Here is an 18,870-nt window from a genome sequence, read left to right as displayed (position 1 = left end):
ATGGCCGATCTGAAGCTCGCGCAACTCCCTGACCGCAATCCGGTCAAGCTCAGCATCTCGGTGATGCCCGACCTGCATCAGTCGCTGGTGGAATATGCAGCACTGTATGCCCAGACCTATGGCCGCGAAGAGCCGGTCAGCGAACTGATCCCGGCGATGCTCGCCGCCTTCCTCGAAAGCGACCGCGCATTTGGCCGGGCGCGCGGAAACGGCAAATGACCTCGCCGGACCAGCCCGAACGTTTCCTGAAGCTTGAAGAGGTCAAGCGCCGCGTCGGGTTAGGCAAGACGATGATCTATCGGCTGATTCAGGCGGGGAAGTTCCCAGCACCTTACAAGCTCTCGCCCTTTGCCGCACGATGGAGCGATCGCGAGATCGTCGCGTGGATCGATGACGTGAAGGATGGCTTTGAGGGCAAAAGGCGAAAGGTTTGAAGGATATCAGCCCTCCGTCCCAGCGCGCCGCCGATAAGCCTCGGGGATTGCCTCGTGCTGTCACCTTCGTCAGCTGCCGACCAATCTCAGACATTTGCGCCAGTCGGTTCGAACGACCGCTTTCGGAAGGAGTCGTCGTTCGCCGAACGGCCAGGCAGGTGATGTAGCGTGACCGGTTCACAACTAGACGCTTTCGTGACTTCTGAAGTGGTCTGCATGATGGCGCGATTGCAAGATGGCCAACACTCTCGGCAGCCACCCCTTGCTTAACATCGGCATTTACCGATGCATATTGACCAAACAAATTGCATCGGTTATTTACGATGCATGGACACCGAGTCAGCTCTGACAGCGCTTGCCGCCCTCGCACACCCCACCCGCCTTGACGCTTTCCGGCTACTCGTTCGGCACGCGCCCGAAGGACTAGCGACCGGGGCACTCGTCGAGGCCAGCGGCCTGACCCAGAGCACCTTCTCCACGCACCTCGCCGTGCTCGCCAAGGCCGGCCTGGTGCGCGCCGAGAAGAGGGGGCGCCAGCAGATCCAGCGCGCCGACATCGACACGCTCCGTGCCCTGATGCTCTTCCTCGCCAAGGACTGCTGCCAGGGCCGCCCCGAACTCTGCGAGCCGCTGCTCGCCGATCTCGCCTGCTGCTGAAGGACACCCCGTGACCGACATCGTCATTTACCATAATCCCGCCTGCGGGACGTCGCGCAACACGCTGGCGCTGATCCGCAACTCCGGCGTCGAACCTCATGTCGTCGAATATCTGAAGAGCCCGCCGTCGCGCGCGCTGCTCGTCGAAATGATCGGCCGCGCCGGCATGGCGCCCCGCGACCTGCTCCGCCAGAAGGGCACGCCCTACGCCGAGCTCGGCCTCGACGACGCCTCACTCACGAACGACGCTCTCCTCGACGCGATGATAGAGCATCCGGTCCTCATCAACCGGCCGCTCGTCGTGACGCCGCTCGGCGTCAGGCTGTGCCGCCCGTCCGAGGCCGTCCTCGACATCCTCCCCGACGCCCAGAAGGGCGCCTTCGCCAAGGAGGACGGCGAGCAGGTCGTCGACGCCGACGGCCGGCGCGTCACCCCAGCGTGAACCGGCAGGCGGTCCTCGCCGAGGCGCTGGGTAGCGGGCTGCTGTTCGCCACCGTGATCGGCTCTGGCATCATGGCCGAGCGGCTCGCTGGCGGGAACGTCGCCGTCGCGCTCCTCGGCAACACGCTCGCTACGGGGGCGATCCTCTTCGTCCTCGTGACGATGCTAGGGCCAGTCTCCGGCGCCCATCTCAACCCCGCTGTCACGCTCGTCATGCGCCTGCGCGGCCGGATCGGGACGGATACCGCGTTCGCCTACGGCGCCGCCCAGCTCGCGGGCGGCGTGCTCGGCGTTTGGATCGCCCATCTGATGTTCGGCGTGCCGATCCTCCAGCTGTCGGCCAAGGTCCGCGGCGGCCCCGGCCAGTGGACGGGAGAGATGGTCGCGACCTTCGGCCTGCTGGTGACGATCCTAGGCACGGCGAAGCTGCGCCCGGGGCACGTTCCAGCCAGCGTCGCGCTCTACATCACCGCTGCCTACTGGTTCACCTCGTCCACCAGCTTCGCCAACCCGGCGATCACCGTCGCGCGGTCGCTCAGCGACAGCTTCGCCGGCATCGCGCCAGCATCGGTCCCAGGGTTCGTAGCGGCCCAGATCACCGGCGCGATCGCCGCCCACCTCGCCAGCGACGCCGTCTTCCCCGACATGCCCAAGGAACCCGCATGAGCCGCGTCCGCGTCCTGACCGATCCCGACCATCTGCCCGCGCTCGATCCGGCCTTCGTCATTGACCGGCCGGCGCTCGGCCTCGGCGACGACCAGCCACCGCCCCGCATCCTGCTGCTCTACGGATCGCTCCGGGAGCGTTCCTTCTCGCGCCTCGCTGTCGAGGAAGCCGCCAGGCTGCTGCGCCTGTTTGGTGCCGAGACCCGCATCTTTGATCCGTCCGACCTGCCGCTGCCCGACCAGGTGCATGGCGACGACCATCCGGCCGTGCACGAGCTGCGCGCGCTCTCGATGTGGTCAGAGGGACAGGTCTGGTGCAGCCCCGAGCGGCACGGCGCTATCACCGGCACCATGAAGGCCCAGATCGACCATCTGCCGCTCGAGATGAAGGGCATGCGGCCGACCCAAGGGCGGACGCTCGCCGTCATGCAGGTTTCTGGCGGTTCCCAGTCCTTCAACGCCGTCAACACGCTCCGCCTGCTCGGCCGCTGGATGCGGATGTTCACCATCCCCAACCAGTCCTCTGTCGCCATGGCCTATAAGGAGTTCGACGAGGTCGGGCGGATGAGGCCGTCCGGTTACTACGACCGCATCGTCGACGTGATGGAGGAGTTGGTCCGCGTCACGGTTCTCATGCGCCCGCACGCCGCCCAGCTGGTCGATCGTTATTCCGAACGGAAGGCCGCGAGAATCAAAACGGTTGCCGAGGATCACTCAGCCGCGGCCATCGCGACTAAGTGAAATCGCTCCAGTTTCGCGTCGCCTATCGGGTTCGCGGAGCACGATGCAGGCGCGACGCCGAATTGTATAAAACTGCCTGTAACCGGACAGCAGACGCATTCGTATCTGTTGTTAACTTGACGCTCCATGAGGTCCGACCGCATTTTATGGGCATGCTCCGCCATATGGTTTCGCTGCTGCTTCTGATCGCGCTGTTCGGCGCGGCGTCGCAGCGCGTGGCCTATGCCGCGAGCCCCACGCAGGCCGCGCACATGTCGATGAGCATGGCCGACTGCATGAAGATGATGCAGCAGGACGGTTCGTCCAAGGCCGGGGCGGCCAAGCACAAGGGCTGCACCCCCAACGACTGCGTGAACTTCATGATGGCCTGCTCGGGCCTGACCGCTGTTCCGGCGGTGGACGCCACGCCGACGCTCACCCAATACGAGCCGTCGTCGATCCATGACGCGGCGATCCAGCCGCTTCTGGTCGGCGAGTCGCTGCCGCCGGTCGTTCGTCCCCCCATCGCCTGATCTGAATCACGACCTCGCCGCTCGCGCGTCGCGGATATGCCGCCGCGTGCCCTCGGCTTGGTCTCATTCCCATACAGATCAGGACGATTCACGATGAAGACCATGTTCAAGACGGCCATGCTGGCCACCCTTTCGCTCGTCGGCGGTGCGACCGCTGCCCTCGCGCAGACCTCTGACCAGCCGGGCGGCCACTATGAATGGCAGGCCGCGCGCCAATACGGCCCGCACACCCAGCTCCAGGCGCCCCAGCGGGTCTGGGTGACCGCCATGGCGATGCCGGCGAACTGCTCGATGATGCAGGACAAGGCTCCGGCCGACCGCAAGACACCCAGCAAAGCGGGCTGATCCGGTCTAGGCTGAGCTTCGGCGGAACCGTCGTGCTGGTGGAGGCCTTGGCCCCCACCAGCATCCTCGCGTCATCACCGCAAGCCCGGCCTAGCCTCATCCGATCAGGGAGGCATCCATGAGAGCTTGCTTGCTCGCGCCGCTGCTCGCGGCGCTCCCCGCCATCGCCCATGCGGACCCGTTGACCTTCGACGCGGCGCTCCGTCAGGCCCAGATCTACGCCCCGTCGCTGAAGGCCAAGGCGCTCGGTGTCGACGCCGCGCGTTCGGCGCGCGGGGCCGCCGGCGCGCTACCCGACCCCAAGCTGGATGCCGGCATCGACAGCTTTCCGATCTCGGGTCCGCTGGCCTTTGAGCCCGGCCGCGACGACTTCACCTGGGTGAAGGTGGGCGTGTCCCAGGACATCCCCAACCTCGCCAAACGCCATGCCGAACAGGCGCGCGCCGATGCCGACATCGGCACCGCCACCGCGGGCAGCTCCGTCGAGGCACGCACCGTCGAGGTCGACGCCGCGCTGGCGTGGATCAACCTCGCCTATACGGAACGCAGGCTCGCCGTCCTCGACGACGTCCTGCACGGCCTCGATCAGGTCGTGAAGACCACGCCCAAGGGCGTCGCCTCGGGCGCCAGCCGTCCGGCGCAGACGCTGTCGGGCGACTTGGCCGTCGCAACCTTGCGCGACAAGCGTGCCGAACTGGTGTCCCAGATGGCGCGCGCCAAGGCGACGCTCACCCGCTGGACGGGTGATCCCGAACCGGAGATCGCGGGCCCGGTCCCCGATCTCGCCGTCGAACCTGCAACCCTCCGCGCCGGGCTCGACGGACATCCTTCGATCCGTCTGATCGACGCCCAGCAGCGACAGGCCGACGCCGACGTCCATGTCGCCGACGCTGGCCGCCGATCGGACTTCGGGGTGAACCTCGCCTATCAGCGTCGAGACCCGCGCTTCGGCGACTATGTCTCGGCCGGCGTCACCGTCAGCCTGCCCTTCTTCACCCGCGGTCGCCAGAACGCCGAGATCGGTGCGGCAGAGGCCAAGGCCGGACAGATCGCGGCCGAACGACAGGCGGCCCGCCGTGCACTGGCCGCTGATCTCGAGGCCGATCTGGCGGATCACGCCATGCACCACGAACAGTGGATGCGCGCCCGCGACACCCTCCAGCCGCTCGCCGAGCAGCGCGTGAAGCTGGAGACAGCCAGCTACGCCGCTGGCCGCGCCTCGTTGACCGACATGGCCGACGCCTACTCCGCGCTGGCCGACGCCCGCCTCACCACCCTCGACCGCGAAGCCCTGGTCGCCGCCGACGGCGCCCGGCTGACCCTTACCTATCGGAGCGACGACCGATGAAAGCCTCTGACCTCCTTCCCCGGACGCCAGCCGGCCGTGCCGCCATTCTTGCCATCGTCGCCAGCGGAGCCATCGGCTTCGGCGTGGGGCGAACGGCCGAGCATTCCCACGCCCCCACCTCTGAGGCTCCCGCAGGCGACAAGGGCAAGCCGCTCTACTGGTATGACCCGATGACCCCGACCCAGCATTTCGACAAGCCGGGCAAGTCGCCGTTCATGGACATGCAACTGCAGCCCAAATATGCGGACGAGCCTTCTTCGGGATCCGCAACGGCGCCGGCCGTATCGGTCGATGCCGGTCAGATCCAGCGGCTGGGCGCCCGGATCGTCGCCGTCGAGTACGGCAGCTTGCCATCCGGGATCACCGCGACCGGAAGCCTCGATTTCAACCAGCGCGACGTCGCGGTCGTCCAGGCGCGCAGCGGCGGCTTCGTCCAACGCGTCTACGACCGAGCACTCAACGACGTCGTGCCGGCGGGCGCGCCGATCGCCGACGTCCTCGTGCCCGAATGGGGCGGCGCGCAGGCCGAATATCTCGCGGTCCGAAGCACCGGCAACGCGGCGCTGGTTCAGGCGGCGCGGCAACGGCTGGCGCTGCTCGGCATGTCGCCCGGCATGATCGCCTCCGTCGAGCGCAGCGGACGGGCGCACAACGTGACGACGATCACCACGCCCGTCGGCGGCGTCATCAAGACGCTCGGCGTGCGCGCCGGCATGACGCTGGCGCAGGGACAGACGCTCGCCGAGGTGAACGGACTCAGCACCGTCTGGCTCAACGCCGCCGTCCCGGAGGCGGATGCGGCCCGGCTCAGGATCGGCGCGACCGCCAAGGCCAGCTTCGCCGGCTACCCCGGCGAGAGCTTCACTGGACGCGTGACCGCGGTCCTTCCGCAGGCCGACGTCGCAAGCCACACGCTCACCGTCCGCGTCGAACTCCCCAATCACGGCGGCAAGCTCCGGCCAGGCATGTTCGCGAGCGTAACGCTCGGCGAAGGCAACCGTGAGGCGCTGCTGGTGCCGAGCGAGGCGCTGATCCGCACCGGCACGCGCACGCTGGTGATGGTCGCCGAGGACGGCGGCCGGTTCCGGCCCGCCGAGGTCCAGCCGGGTGCCGAAGCCGGGGGCAAAACGGAGATTCTCGCCGGACTGTCGGACGGCGAAAAGGTCGTCGCCTCCGGGCAGTTCCTGCTCGATTCCGAGGCGAACCTGTCCGGCATCGCCGCCCGCCCGATCGGCGGCATGGCAACCAGCACGCAGCCACCATCGACGAAGCCGACGACACTCGCCGAGACCGTCGGCCGGATCGAGCAGATCGACGCCCAGTCGGTGACGATCAGCCATCAGCCGGTCCCGGCGATCGGCTGGCCGGCGATGACGATGAGCTTCCACCTCTCCGGCCCGGCGCTCGCGCGCGGGATCAAGGCCGGAGACCAGGTGCGTTTCGCTTTCGACCAGCCGCCCGCGGGGCCGACCGTCCGCCGCATGACCAAGGTGGCCGGCCAATGATCGCGCAAGTCATACGCTGGTCGGTCGCCAACCGGCTGTTCGTCGTCCTCGGCGCGCTGGCGCTGCTCGCGGCCGGGCTTCTCGCTCTTCGCTCGACGGCCGTCGACGCGCTCCCTGACCTCTCCGACACGCAGGTCATCATCCGCACGAGCTGGCCGGGTCAGGCCCCTCAGATCGTCGAGAACCAGGTCACCTATCCGCTCACGACCACCATGCTCTCGGTGCCGGGCGCCAAGACCGTCCGCGGCTACAGCTTCTTCGGTGACAGCTACGTCTATGTGATCTTCGAGGACGGCACCGACCTCTATTGGGCGCGCTCGCGCGTGCTTGAATATCTGAACCAAGTGCAGGGCCGCCTGCCAGCGGGTTCCAAGAGCGCGCTGGGGCCGGATGCGACCGGGGTGGGCTGGGTCTATGAATATGCGCTGGTCGACAAGACCGGCCGGCACGACCTCTCCCAGCTTCGTTCGATCCAGGACTGGTTCCTCCGCTATGAGCTGAAGACCATCCCCGGCATCGCCGAGGTCGCCAGCATCGGCGGCATGGTGAAGCAGTATCAGGTGCTGCTCGATCCGGTGAAGCTCGCCGCCTATGGCATCACGCAGCAACAGGCCGTGCAGTCCATCCAGCAGGCCAATCAGGAGGCCGGCGGATCAGTCCTCGAGCTGGCCGAGGCGGACTATATCGTCCGCGCCTCGGGCTATCTGAAGACGCTCGACGATTTCCGCGCCATCCCGCTGCGCACCACAGCGGGTGGCGTGCCCGTTACGCTCGGCAATGTCGCCACCATCCAGATCGGACCAGAGATCCGTCAGGGCGTGGCCGAGTTGAACGGCAATGGCGAGGTGGCCGGCGGGGTCGTCATCCTGCGGCAGGGCAAGAATGCCCGCGAGGTGATCGCGGCCGTGAAGGACAAGCTCGCCGAGCTGAAGAAGAGCCTGCCGCCCGGCGTCGAGATCGTCACCACCTATGACCGTTCGCAGCTCATCGATCGCGCGGTCGATAATCTCAGCCACAAGCTGATCGAGGAGTTCCTCGTCGTCGCGATCGTCTGCGCGCTGTTCCTCTGGCACATCCGCTCGGCGCTGGTCGCGATCCTGACCCTACCACTCGGCGTGCTTGCCGCGCTGCTCGTGATGCATGTGCAAGGGGTCAACGCGAACATCATGTCGCTGGGCGGCCTCGCCATCGCCATCGGGGCGATGGTCGACGCGGCGGTGGTCATGATCGAGAATGCCCACAAGCATCTCGAGCACTGGCATGCCGACCACCCGGGCGAACCCCTGACCAGCGACACCCGCTGGAAGGTCGTGACCGAGGCGGCCGCCGAGGTGGGGCCAGCGCTGTTCTTCAGCCTGCTCATCATCACACTCTCCTTCGTGCCGGTGTTCACGCTGGAGGCGCAGGAAGGGCGGCTGTTCGCGCCGCTCGCCTTCACCAAAACCTATGCCATGGCGTCGGCGGCGATCCTGTCGGTGACGCTGGTGCCGGTGCTGATGGGCTGGCTGATCCGGGGGCATATCCCGGCCGCGCAGGCCAATCCGGTCAATCGCTTCCTCACCCGGATCTACCGCCCGGCGCTCGACTGGACGATGCGGCGGCCGAAGACCGTCCTCATCATTGCGGGGCTGGTGTTCGCCTCCACTCTCTTCCCGCTGTCCCGGCTCGGCGGCGAGTTCCTGCCGAGCATGGACGAGGGCGATCTGCTTTACATGCCCTCGGCGCTGCCCGGCCTTTCTGTCGCCAAGGCGTCCGAACTGCTCCAGCAGACCGACCGCCTCATCCGCACCGTCCCCGAGGTGGAGAGCGTGTTCGGCAAGGCCGGCCGTGCTGAGACGGCGACCGATCCGGCGCCGCTCGAGATGTTCGAGACGACCATCCAGTTCAAGCCGCGCGACCAGTGGCGCCCCGGCATGACGCCGGCGAAACTGATCGACGAGTTGGACCGGACGGTAAAGGTGCCCGGCCTCGCGAACGTCTGGGTGCCGCCGATCCGCAACCGCATCGACATGCTGGCGACCGGCATCAAGAGCCCGATCGGCGTGAAAGTCTCGGGCGCCGACCTCGCCGAGATCGACCGCATCGCCCAGCAGGTCGAGACCGTGGCGAAGGGCGTGCCCGGTGTCAGTTCGGCGCTCGCCGAACGGCTGACCGGCGGACGCTATGCCGACGTCGACATCGACCGCGCGGCGGCCGCGCGCTACGGCCTCAACATCGCTGACGTGCAGGCCATCGTGTCGAGCGCAGTCGGCGGAGAGGAGATCGGCCAGACGGTCGAAGGGCTCGCCCGCTATCCGATCAGCGTGCGCTACCCCCGCGAGCTGCGCGACAGTCTCGACGGTCTCCGCCAACTGCCGATCCTAACGCCGTCGGGCCAGCAGATTACGCTCGGCAGCGTCGCGAGCGTCTCGATCGTCGACGGTCCGCCGATGCTCAAGACCGAGAATGCGAGGCCCTCGACCTGGGTCTATATCGACGTCCGTGATCGCGACCTCACCTCGGTGGTGGCCGATCTCCAGAAGGCGGTTGAGGCCAAAGTGAAGCTCTCGCTAGGCGTCAGCATCGCCTATTCGGGGCAGTTCGAATATCTCCAGCGCGCGATCGAGCGGCTCAAGATCGTTGTGCCGGCGACGCTGGCGATCATCTTCCTGTTGCTGTTCCTCATCTTCCGGCGGTTCGACGAGGCGGCACTTATCATGGGCACGCTTCCCTTCGCGCTGACCGGCGGCATCTGGACGCTCTGGTGGCTGGGTTACGCCCAGTCGGTGGCGACGGGCGTGGGCTTCATCGCGCTTGCCGGTGTCTCCGCCGAGTTCGGCGTGGTGATGTTGCTCTACCTGCGCAACGCATTAGCGGAGCGCGGTGCCGATCCCTCAGCCGATGACGTGGAGCAGGCGGTGCGGGAGGGCGCGCTGCTGCGTGTCCGGCCCAAGGCGATGACGGTTGCCGTGATCCTAGCGGGCCTGCTGCCCATCCTGTTGGGCCATGGCGCGGGCTCGGAAGTGATGAGCCGGATCGCCGCACCGATGATCGGCGGCATGCTCACCGCGCCTCTGCTGTCGATGTTCGTCCTGCCTGCCGCCTACCTCCTGCTGCGCCGCCGCCGAGCGGGGCGCGCTGTCTCTCAACCCTCTCTCAACCAAGGAGCCTGACATGAAAGCCATTGCTGCCTGCCTTCTCGCCTTCGCCCTGGTGCCCACGGTCGCATCGGCTCAGGCCATGAAGGACATGCCCGGTATATTGAATACCGCAATGAAGACCGGCAAAGGCGTCGGCGTCGTCACGGCGCTCGATTCGAAGGCCGCCAAGGTCACCATCAAGCATGGGCCGATCCCGGCGGTCGGCTGGCCGGCCATGACCATGACGTTCAAGTCCACACCGCCTGCGCTGCTCAGGAACGTCCATGTCGGCCAGGCGGTCGCATTCGACATGCGGACCAAGGGCATGGATGCAGAGGTGACGGCGATCCAGCCTCGTTGATGCAGGAGCTTGGCGTCGGCCTGCGTCAGCCGGCCGGCGCCAACGCCTCGAGGATGCGACACTCGGCCGTCGTCCCGCCCTCGCACGAGGTAATCAGGCGGCTGAGCTCGGCGCGGAGCGCCTGAAGGTCTGCGATCTTGCGGTCGACCTCGCGGAGATGATCGGTCGCGATCTCGTCGACGGTGCGGCAATCCCGGCTGCGGTCGTCGGACAGGTCGAGCAGCGCCCGCACCTGGTCGATCGAAAAGCCGAGATCGCGCGAGCGGCGGATGAAGGAGAGCCGCGCCAGATGATCGGCACCGTAGCGCCGGTAGTTCGCGCTCGTCCGCTCGGGCGGCGGCAATAGGCCGGTCTGCTCGTAATAGCGGATGGTCTCCACCTTGGTGGCCGTCGCCTCGCCCAACTCGCCGATCCGCATCCCTTGACCCTCTAGTTGCTAGAGGGTTCATATAGGTCTCCTCACCGAGTCGGTCGAGGAACGGGACATGGTTTGCAGTAGCTGCGCCTCCGACAGCGGGGGCCCGAAGACGGATCCGCGTTGGCGGCGCGCACTGTGGATCGCGCTTGCGGTCAACGCGACCATGTTCGCAGCCGAAATCGTCGCCGGGATCGCCGGCGGCTCACGCGCCTTGCAGGCCGATGCGCTCGACTTCCTCGGTGATGCCGCCAACTACGCGATCAGCCTCGGCGTCGCCGGCATGGCTCTCACTTGGCGCGCCCGCGCTGCCATGGCCAAGGGGGCGACGCTGGTGTTCCTCGGCGCCTACGTCCTTCTGTCGTCCCTCTGGGCCGCGTGGCACGGCAGCCTGCCGCACGCCGAGATCATGGGCGGGGTGGGGATTGTCGCACTCGCTGCGAACGGCATGGTCGCGCTCATGCTGTTCCGCTTCCGCAGCGGCGACGCCAACATGCGGTCCGTCTGGATCTGTTCGCGCAACGACACCATCGGCAACCTCGCGGTCGTCCTCGCGGCGCTCGGCGTCTTCGGAACCCGGTCGCACTGGCCCGATATCGTCGTGGCCATCGTCATGGCGACGCTCGGCCTCTGGGGCGGGACGCAGATCATGCGGCAGGCGCACCGAGAGCTTGACGTTTCTGCGGCATCAGCCGACGGATCGCACCGTCGTTACAGCCGCCCCGTGGTCTGATAGGAGGGATCGGTGCAGCGCCTCTTCGCTCTGATCATGTCTCTCCTGCTCGCCCTAGCATGTGGGACCGTCTCGACGGCACATGCCATGGAGCCGATCGCCACGTTCGACTCCCGAGAGGCCAGCCTTCTCGGTCATGTGATCGGCGACGTCGACGAGGTCGCGGCCGACGCCGACAAGGGCTATCCGCACCACCATGCTGCCTGCCACGACCATGTCGTAGGTCTGCCGGCAATCGCCGAACAGGTCGCCGTCGAACTGCCTGCGTCGCGACGCCTTCGCCCGATGGGCGAGGAGGTCGCCGCGATGGGCGATCCCGAAGCCACCCATCGTCCACCCCGAGCCTGACGCCTTCCCGAATCTTGGGCGGTGAACCGCCCGACCTTCGCAACGTCAGGAGCAATCGTCATGCATCGCGTCATCGCGGCCGTTTTGGTCGTGACGGCCTGCGCCGCCTCGGCACAGGCTCAAACTTCAACATCCCCCGTCCTCACCCTCTCCCAAGCCATCCAGCTCGCCCGATCCGCCGCACCCACCATGGACGCGGCCTCGGCGGGCGTCCGCGCCGCATCGGCGGCCCGTGACGTCGCAGGTCTCCGCCCCAACCCGACGATCAGCACCGACATCGAGAATGTCGGCGGCTCGCGCGCCTATAATCTGGTCGAGGCGCCCAAGCAGACGGTATCCGTCGGCGTGCCCGTGGAACTTGGCGGCAAGCGTTCCGCCCGCATAGCCGTCGCCGACGCGCAGGGCCGCCGCGCCGCGATCGATCAGGCGGCCACCGAAGCCGATCTTCGGCTGACCGTGACCAAAGCCTATGTCGAAGCCGTCGCCGCGGATCGGCGTCTGACAACGGCGCGCGCGCAGGCGACGATCGCAGACGACGCAGTTCGCGCCGCTCATGTGCGCGTGGCGGCGGGACGCGCGTCCCCACTCGAGGAGCAGCGCGCGGACGTGCTCCGCGTCAACGCGGACGCGGCCGTCGACCGCGCAACCAGGCTGGCGGAACTGGCGCACGCCAACCTCCTCCGCCGCATCGGCCGGTCCGTCCTCGGTCCGCTCGACGAACGATGGTTCGACCGCATCGACAGCTATGGTCCGACCCAGCCCCTGGACGCCGGACGGACGCTGGCGCTCGCGACGGCCCGTTCCGACGAACAGGCCGCTGCCGCCCAGGTGAAACTGGCACGATCGCAGCGCATCCCCGACGTGACGCTCAGCGCGGGGGCCCGACGGCTTCCGATCAACAACAATGTCGCGGCCGTGTTCGGGATCTCGGTCCCGCTTCCACTCTTCAACGGCGGGACGGCGGCGGTCGCGCAAGCGAGCGCCGAGCAGGAACGCGCGTCCGCGCTACGCCGTGCGGCCGAACTCGACACCGATCAGGCGGTCGCGCAGGCGCAGGCAGACGTGGCCAACGCCGTGGCCACGGCACGCGCGGCGTCCGGACCGGCGCTCGCATCTGCCGAGGAGGCCGCGCGCATCGCCCGCATCGGCTATCGCGAGGGCAAATTCGGGCAACTCGATCTGATCGACGCGGAGCGCACGCTCGCGGAGACCCGCGCGGCGGCGATCGACGCTCTGGCCGCCTTTCATAACGCGCAGGCGGAACTCGACCGCCTGACCACCACGATCTCCAAGGACTAAGCCGATGATGTCACCCCTCTACCGGGCGGCGTCGCCGCTCATCCTCGCAGCCCTGCTGGCCGGATGCCACGCCGAGCCCCCCAAGGCGGAAAATTCCGAGAAGGGAGAAGCGGCGGAATCCAAGGGCGATCCCGATGCCGTGACACTGACGCGACAGCAGATCGAAACCGCGGCGATCGAGATCGTCCGCGCCACCGTCGGCGGCAACGGCGGGGCCATCGAGCTTCCCGCGACCGTGGAGGCGGACCCGCAGGGGATGCAGGTCGTGTCGGCCTCCATCGCCGGACGCGTGGTCGCTCTCGACCGCAATCTCGGCCAACCCGTTCGACGTGGGGAAACGCTGGCGGTGATAGAAAGCCGGGAAGCCGCTTCGCTCAAGGGCGAAGTTGAAGCCGCTACTGCACGCGCCGCGCTAGCCCAGTCCAATCTGGCGCGCGAACAACGCCTCTTCGCTGAGCGCGTTTCGCCCGAACAGGATCTGATCGCCGTCCGCACGGCCGCGACCGAAGCCAACATCGCGCTCCGGCTCGCCCGCCAGCAGCTCTCGGCCACGGGCGGCGGAGGCGGTTCACTCAATCGCGTCGGCGTCGCTGCACCGATTTCGGGGCAGGTCATCGCCCGGAGCGCGGTGCTCGGACAGACGGTCGCGGCCGATGCCGAGCTGTTCCGCGTCGCGGACCTCTCGACGCTGTCGATCTCACTGTCACTGTCCCCGGCCGATGCCGGACGAGTCCGGTCAGGGGCGGTCGTCGAAGTGAAGGCGCCCGGTCGGAACAGCGAGGCCCGTGTGACCTTCGTATCGCCAGCGCTCGACCCACAGACCCGGCTCGTTCCCGTCATTGCCGCCGTCGACAACCATGCGGGCCAGTGGCGGGTCGGTGAGACCGTCACCGCCGCGATCCAGATCAAGGCGGGTGGCGGCGACGCGATCCGCGTGCCGCTTACTGCTATCCAGACGATCGGCAACAAGTCGGTCGTCTTCGTCAGGACGCCCCACGGCTTCAAGGCGACCCCCGTCACCTTGGGAGCGCAGGCCGGCGACAGCGTCGTGGTGACATCCGGACTCTCCGGCAGCGAGGCCATCGCGGCCACCAATAGCTTCACGCTCAAGTCCGAACTCGGCAAGAGCGAAGGCGGGGACGAGGACTGAGCCATGATCGATCGCATCGTCACCTTCGCGGTGGAGCGGCGCTGGCTCGTCCTGCTGCTGACCACCATAGCCGCCCTCATCGGCGCCGTATCTCTATCGCGGCTGCCCATCGACGCCGTCCCCGACGTCACCAACAACCAGGTGCAGATCAACGTCCGCGCCCCCAACCTCTCGCCGGAACTGATCGAAAAGCAGGTCACCTTTCCGATCGAGACAGCGCTCGCCGGCATCAAGGGTCTTGAGAGCACCCGATCGTTGAGCCGTAACGGCTTCGCCCAGGTCACGGCGGTCTTCTCGGATTCGACCGACATCTACTTCGCCCGCCAGCAGGTTGGCGAACGTCTCGTCGACGCGAAGGAGGCGCTGCCGGCCGGCGTGACGCCCGAGATGGGCGCCATCGCGACCGGGCTCGGCGACATCTACATGTGGACGCTCCACTATCGCGAACTGGGAGCCGAGCGGCACAAGCCGGGCGAACCCGGCCTCCAGCCGGATGGCAGCTACATCACGCCCGAAGGCGACCGTCTGGTCAGCGAAGCCGACAAGGCGACCTATCTCCACAGCGTCCAGGAATGGTTCGTCGCCCCGCAGATCAAGTCGGTGCCGGGCGTCGCAGGCGTGGATTCCCTCGGCGGCTTCGACAAGCAGTATCTCGTCGTTCCCGACGTCCAGAAACTCGCGGCGCTCAAGCTGTCGCTCAGCGAGCTCGCGACGGCGCTCGAGGCCAACAACAGCGCGATCGGCGGCGGAACCGTGGACCGCAACGGCGAGGGCCTCGCCGTGCGCGCCGATGCCCGTATCCGCAGCATCGCCCAGCTTCGCCAGACCGTGATCGCCACCCGCGAAGGTGTCCCGATCCTGCTCGGCCAAGTGGCGGACGTGCGGCTGGGCCAGGCCATCCGCCTGGGCTCGGCCTCGGAGGCGGGGCGCGAGGTCGTGACCGGCACCGCCGTCATGCGGATCAGCGAGAACAGCCGCACCGTGTCGACGGGCGTCGCGGAGCGGCTACGCCGTATCGATCCCTCGCTGCCGCCTGACATCGTCACCGAGCCCGTGCTCGACCGCACGCAGCTCGTGAACGCGACGATCTCGACCGTCGCCCGCAATCTGGGCGAAGGCGCCCTGCTCGTCATCGTCGTGCTGTTCGCGCTCCTCGGCAATTTTCGCGCGGCGCTGATCGCGGCGACCGTGATCCCGATCACCATGCTGCTCACAGGGTTCGGGATGCTCCGGGCCGGCGTCTCGGCCAACCTCATGAGCCTCGGCGCGCTCGACTTCGGCCTCATCGTCGACGGGGCGGTGATTATCGTCGAGAACGCGCTGAGGCTCATCGCGGAGAGCCAGCACCGACATGGCCGGACGCTCGATGTCGGGGAGCGCCTGTCGGTCGTCGCGCACGCTGCCCGCGAGATGATCCGCCCCTCGGTCTATGGTCAGGCCATCATCATCGTCGTCTATGTGCCCCTGCTCACCCTTCAGGGCGTCGAGGGCAAGACCTTCGAGCCGATGGCGCTCACCGTCATCATGGCCCTGGTCTTCGCCTTCATCCTGTCGCTGACCTTCGTGCCCGCCGCGATCGCCTGCCTGCTCCGCAAGCCGGTCGAGGAGAAGGAGAGCCGGATCATCGCGTGGCTGCGCGGACTGTATGAGCCGGGTCTGGACCGGGCAATGCGGCGGCCGAAGCTAACCATCGGCGCCGCCGTCGGCGCGCTTGCCCTGGCGTGTGGCGGCTATGCGATGCTTGGCCAAGAGTTCCTGCCGCAACTCGACGAGGGCAATGTCCTCGTCTCGGCCTTCCGCGTGCCGGGCACCTCGGTCGAGCAGAGTCAGAAGATGCAGTTCCAGATCGAGAAGGCCCTCTCCGGGATGCCGGAGATCCGCGTCGTCTTCTCGCGGACCGGCACCGCAGAGCTCGCCTCCGATCCGATGCCGCCCAACGCAACCGACACCTTCATCATGCTCAAGCCGAGGAAGGCATGGCCCGATCCGAGCGAAACCAAGGCGGAGGTGGTCGAGCGGATTGAGAAGCGGTTGTCCGGCGTGCCGGGCAGCGCCTACGAGATCACGCAGCCGATCCAGATGCGCTTCAACGAACTGATCGCGGGTGTCCGCAGCGACGTCGCGGTGAAGGTGTTCGGTGACGACTTCAGCCAGATGAATGCCACGGCTGACAAGATCGCCGCCGTGCTCCGGCGGACGCCGGGGGCTCAGGACGTGAAGGTCGAGCAGACCGAGGGCCTGCCCATGCTCGACATCGCCTTCAACCGCGACGCGGCCGCCCGTCTCGGCGTCACCGCGAAGGATGTGCAGGACGTGGTTGCGGCCGCCGTCGGCGGCCGCGAGGCGGGCGTCATCTTCGAGGGGGACCGGCACTTCTCGATCGTGATCCGCCTGGCCGATGCAGATCGCGCGAACTTCGACACCCTCGGCCAAGTGCCCGTCCCGACGCCTTCCGGTGCATCGGTGCCGCTCGCCAGCGTCGCCGAGATCCGGATCGACGATGGTCCGAACCAGATCAGTCGCGAGAACGGAAAGCGCCGCGTCGTCGTGCAGGCGAACGTGCGCGGGCGCGACGTCACGAGCGTCGTGGCCGACGCCCAGGCTGCTATCGGTAAGAATATCAAGCTGCCGGCCGGCACCTATCTGGAGTGGGGCGGACAGTTCGAGAACCTAGTGTCGGCGCGCGCGCGACTGGTTCTGGTCGTGCCCGCTTGCTTCGCGCTGATCCTGCTGTTGCTCTACGGAGCGCTTGGCACGGCGCGGGAGGCCCTGATCGTGTTCACCGGCGTGCCGCTCGCGCTTATCGGAGGCGTGTTCGCGCTCGTGGCGAGGGGGATGCCCTTCTCTATCTCTGCTGCTGTGGGTTTCATCGCCCTGTCCGGCATCGCGGTCCTGAACGGTCTGGTCATGGTCACGTCCATCCAGGATCTCATGCGCGACGGGCGCTCGCGCGAAGAGGCGTCTCGACAGGGAGCCCTCGTGCGGCTCCGCCCCGTAGCGATGACGGCGCTGGTCGCCTCTCTGGGCTTCGTTCCCATGGCCCTCGGGCATGGCGCGGGAGCCGAGGTGCAGAAGCCACTCGCCACCGTCGTCATAGGCGGCCTCATCTCGGCGACGCTCCTGACGTTGTTCGTGCTTCCCGCTCTGTATTCACGATTTGGTAGACGCGAGATGGGATTGCAGAACAGGTGTAAGATGGGCGCGGTGTGATGATGCCACGCTTGGACGATACTTTCTGACATGTCGTGAAATTGGTTCGAATTGATCGCAGTCAAACCGGCAAGGCTGCGATCAATTCTCAACGGGACTGTGTCGACCACACGACCATAGCGGGGAAACGTCCGATCTTGGTAGAAGCCGACATATGGCGGTTCAGCCGGGAATGACCGCAATGTCCCCGAGCAGCTATTGCTAACCACGAACGAAGTTATCGGCGCGCTCGCAACCGGACTGACCGGAATCAGGAACGGCTCAGTGGGTCGGGAATGGCGACAAATGGGCGCCTTGCTCATGGGCAGCTCGGCGTCGGCAGTCGCCCAGAGCCGGACGCTCGACGCCACTCGGCTGATCGTCCGGCTCCGACAGAAGCGGTCGGTCAATCTGAGCCGCGCCGCTACGCTGATGATCCCAGCCACGGCGCTTTCCATCGTCTTCGTCACGCTCGCCGGACGCAGACGATGGATAGACGGACGATCGACCGAAGGTAGACTTCAGCCGTCCCGTCAGGGCTTCACAAACCGAAATGCGAAACGGTCCGTGTGGCCCTTCACCGAAGGGTCGAACACTTTTGCGGAATGCGGATCGCCGTCGTTCGCGAGGATGGATGTTTCCGCATCGAGGATGAAACCGGCCGCCTCCACTTCCTGACGGACAGCGGCAGGGTCGATCCGATGCAGCGATTGGGCATCGCTCGTGCCGGTCCCGTCCGCCGCGGCGTGATCGACGATGACATAGGCGCCGCCAGCCTTGAGCCGTTCGAAGACCGCGCGGTTGAAAGCCGCTGCCGTTGCGCCCTTGGCCTGGATCAGCTGGGTGTGAAGGTCGTGGTAGAACAGGTGCAGCCACACAACGTCTGCCGGCCGCGTGAAGTCGGGCATCGCCAGGAGGTCTGCAGAAACGGCCTCGACATTTCCGCGCCTCGCTTCCTTTGCCAGCGCCTGCATCTTGCCGAACGGATCGCTCTCGAAGTGCGCAACTTCGGCCGGCACGAAGCTGTAGACCCGCCCCTCCGGGCCGACGATGTCAGAGAAGCGCTTCGTCCAGTCGCCGCCGCCGGGATAGACGTCGATAACGGTCGAGCCCTCACCGATGTGGGCGAAGCGGGTCAGTTCTGAAAGCTTGGTCTGGTCGTCCATCGGAACCTCCTTACGCTTGGTTGTCCGTCCGCGACGCCCGTGCCAGCGCCTGCGTGTCGATATATTCCTGGATGCGCGCTACCCTGCCGTCGCGGACGGTCATGTCGAACACCCATTCGTCGTTGAACTGATTGCTCGTGGCCTTGATTTTCCCGGTCGCGACGCCGACGACGATCACACGGTCTCCCTGCGCCATGAATTCCGGCAGCTTTGGATAGGTCGTCTCCACCTCCGCGGACGCCTTACCCTGGACATCCGCCACACCCGCGAGCCCGCGATACGTGCCAGCAAGCGGCCAATCCTCGCCCGGGATGATCCACTCGATGTCTTCGGTCACCAGCGCTGCCAGACTGTTCCGGTCCCCGTCGCCGATCGCGGCGAAGAAGTCCTTCACGGTCTGGATGTTCTTCTCGATGCTCATGGGAAGTTCTCCGACCTTGCG

20 protein-coding genes are annotated in these 18,870 nt (G+C 67.0%); 17 read left to right on the top strand and 3 right to left on the bottom strand.

Translation table 11 applies throughout. From position 1 onward, the window contains the following. The 12 genes from FHS98_RS17650 (at position 1) to FHS98_RS17595 (ending at position 10,128) form a co-directional block, all read left to right on the top strand. A complete protein-coding gene (locus FHS98_RS17650) occupies positions 1 to 219 on the top strand; it encodes a DUF2274 domain-containing protein (RefSeq protein WP_167108397.1) in 219 nt (72 codons plus the stop codon). Beyond that, complete coding sequence (locus FHS98_RS17645; protein WP_167108394.1) at positions 216 to 434, top strand: helix-turn-helix transcriptional regulator; 219 nt, start codon at positions 216 to 218, stop codon at positions 432 to 434. Before FHS98_RS17650 ends, FHS98_RS17645 begins: the two co-directional genes overlap by 4 nt. A gap of 327 nt (positions 435 to 761) precedes the next feature. Beyond that, the gene (locus tag FHS98_RS17640) at positions 762 to 1,091 is read left to right on the top strand and encodes an ArsR/SmtB family transcription factor (protein WP_167108391.1); all 330 of its coding nucleotides are present in this window, start codon (positions 762 to 764) and stop codon (positions 1,089 to 1,091) included. A 10-nt stretch (positions 1,092 to 1,101) separates the two neighbouring features. Then, a complete protein-coding gene (arsC, locus tag FHS98_RS17635) occupies positions 1,102 to 1,533 on the top strand; it encodes an arsenate reductase (glutaredoxin) (protein WP_167108388.1) in 432 nt (143 codons plus the stop codon). Continuing rightward, positions 1,530 to 2,198, top strand: a complete 669-nt coding sequence (locus FHS98_RS17630) for an aquaporin (RefSeq protein ID WP_167108385.1) — start codon at positions 1,530 to 1,532, stop codon at positions 2,196 to 2,198. The genes arsC and FHS98_RS17630 overlap by 4 nt, the downstream gene beginning before the upstream one ends. Then, positions 2,195 to 2,938 carry an arsenical resistance protein ArsH gene (gene arsH, locus FHS98_RS17625; RefSeq protein WP_167108382.1) on the top strand — a complete coding sequence of 248 codons (744 nt, stop codon included), beginning with the start codon at positions 2,195 to 2,197 and terminating at the stop codon, positions 2,936 to 2,938. The genes FHS98_RS17630 and arsH overlap by 4 nt, the downstream gene beginning before the upstream one ends. A 152-nt stretch (positions 2,939 to 3,090) precedes the next feature. After that, positions 3,091 to 3,450 (top strand): hypothetical protein, encoded by a 360-nt coding sequence (locus FHS98_RS17620; RefSeq protein ID WP_167108366.1) that lies wholly within the window; start codon positions 3,091 to 3,093, stop codon positions 3,448 to 3,450. A 93-nt stretch (positions 3,451 to 3,543) separates the two neighbouring features. Continuing rightward, the gene (locus tag FHS98_RS17615; protein WP_167108363.1) at positions 3,544 to 3,795 is read left to right on the top strand and encodes a hypothetical protein; all 252 of its coding nucleotides are present in this window, start codon (positions 3,544 to 3,546) and stop codon (positions 3,793 to 3,795) included. Between the two features lie 118 nt (positions 3,796 to 3,913). Further along, on the top strand, positions 3,914 to 5,143 hold the full coding sequence (locus FHS98_RS17610) for a TolC family protein (protein ID WP_167108360.1): 1,230 nt from the start codon (positions 3,914 to 3,916) through the stop codon (positions 5,141 to 5,143). Next, complete coding sequence (locus FHS98_RS17605; RefSeq protein ID WP_167108357.1) at positions 5,140 to 6,648, top strand: efflux RND transporter periplasmic adaptor subunit; 1,509 nt, start codon at positions 5,140 to 5,142, stop codon at positions 6,646 to 6,648. Before FHS98_RS17610 ends, FHS98_RS17605 begins: the two co-directional genes overlap by 4 nt. Next, the gene (locus FHS98_RS17600; protein ID WP_167108354.1) at positions 6,645 to 9,800 is read left to right on the top strand and encodes an efflux RND transporter permease subunit; all 3,156 of its coding nucleotides are present in this window, start codon (positions 6,645 to 6,647) and stop codon (positions 9,798 to 9,800) included. Before FHS98_RS17605 ends, FHS98_RS17600 begins: the two co-directional genes overlap by 4 nt. A 1-nt stretch (position 9,801) precedes the next feature. Continuing rightward, the gene (locus FHS98_RS17595) at positions 9,802 to 10,128 is read left to right on the top strand and encodes a copper-binding protein (RefSeq protein WP_208402358.1); all 327 of its coding nucleotides are present in this window, start codon (positions 9,802 to 9,804) and stop codon (positions 10,126 to 10,128) included. Between the two features lie 25 nt (positions 10,129 to 10,153). Here the strand turns inward: FHS98_RS17595 and FHS98_RS17590 are convergent, their stop codons facing one another. Continuing rightward, entirely contained in the window at positions 10,154 to 10,546 is a 393-nt protein-coding gene (locus FHS98_RS17590) for a MerR family transcriptional regulator (RefSeq protein WP_167108351.1), read from the bottom strand. A gap of 67 nt (positions 10,547 to 10,613) precedes the next feature. Here FHS98_RS17590 and FHS98_RS17585 point away from each other — a divergent pair, with 67 nt between their 5' ends. From FHS98_RS17585 to FHS98_RS17565, 5 genes are all read left to right on the top strand, one after another. After that, positions 10,614 to 11,276 carry a cation efflux transmembrane domain-containing protein gene (locus FHS98_RS17585; RefSeq protein WP_167108349.1) on the top strand — a complete coding sequence of 221 codons (663 nt, stop codon included), beginning with the start codon at positions 10,614 to 10,616 and terminating at the stop codon, positions 11,274 to 11,276. 87 nt (positions 11,277 to 11,363) lie between these two features. Continuing rightward, positions 11,364 to 11,624 carry a hypothetical protein gene (locus FHS98_RS17580; RefSeq protein WP_167108346.1) on the top strand — a complete coding sequence of 87 codons (261 nt, stop codon included), beginning with the start codon at positions 11,364 to 11,366 and terminating at the stop codon, positions 11,622 to 11,624. A gap of 60 nt (positions 11,625 to 11,684) precedes the next feature. After that, complete coding sequence (locus tag FHS98_RS17575) at positions 11,685 to 12,923, top strand: TolC family protein (protein ID WP_167108343.1); 1,239 nt, start codon at positions 11,685 to 11,687, stop codon at positions 12,921 to 12,923. A gap of 4 nt (positions 12,924 to 12,927) precedes the next feature. Then, on the top strand, positions 12,928 to 14,073 hold the full coding sequence (locus FHS98_RS17570; RefSeq protein ID WP_425057362.1) for an efflux RND transporter periplasmic adaptor subunit: 1,146 nt from the start codon (positions 12,928 to 12,930) through the stop codon (positions 14,071 to 14,073). Between the two features lie 3 nt (positions 14,074 to 14,076). Then, entirely contained in the window at positions 14,077 to 17,283 is a 3,207-nt protein-coding gene (locus FHS98_RS17565; protein ID WP_167108340.1) for an efflux RND transporter permease subunit, read from the top strand. A 512-nt stretch (positions 17,284 to 17,795) separates the two neighbouring features. Here the strand turns inward: FHS98_RS17565 and FHS98_RS17560 are convergent. Continuing rightward, on the bottom strand, positions 17,796 to 18,428 hold the full coding sequence (locus FHS98_RS17560; RefSeq protein ID WP_167108337.1) for a class I SAM-dependent methyltransferase: 633 nt from the start codon (positions 18,426 to 18,428) through the stop codon (positions 17,796 to 17,798). A 10-nt stretch (positions 18,429 to 18,438) separates the two neighbouring features. After that, a complete protein-coding gene (locus FHS98_RS17555) occupies positions 18,439 to 18,849 on the bottom strand; it encodes a nuclear transport factor 2 family protein (RefSeq protein WP_167108334.1) in 411 nt (136 codons plus the stop codon). Positions 18,850 to 18,870 lie beyond the last annotated feature (21 nt).

Origin of the sequence: Sphingomonas oligoaromativorans (assembly GCF_011762195.1) — a bacterium.
Lineage (GTDB): Bacteria > Pseudomonadota > Alphaproteobacteria > Sphingomonadales > Sphingomonadaceae > Solisphingomonas > Solisphingomonas oligoaromativorans.
The sequence above is the reverse complement of the archived record's forward strand: the minus strand, read 5'-3'. Positions and strand labels throughout refer to the sequence as shown.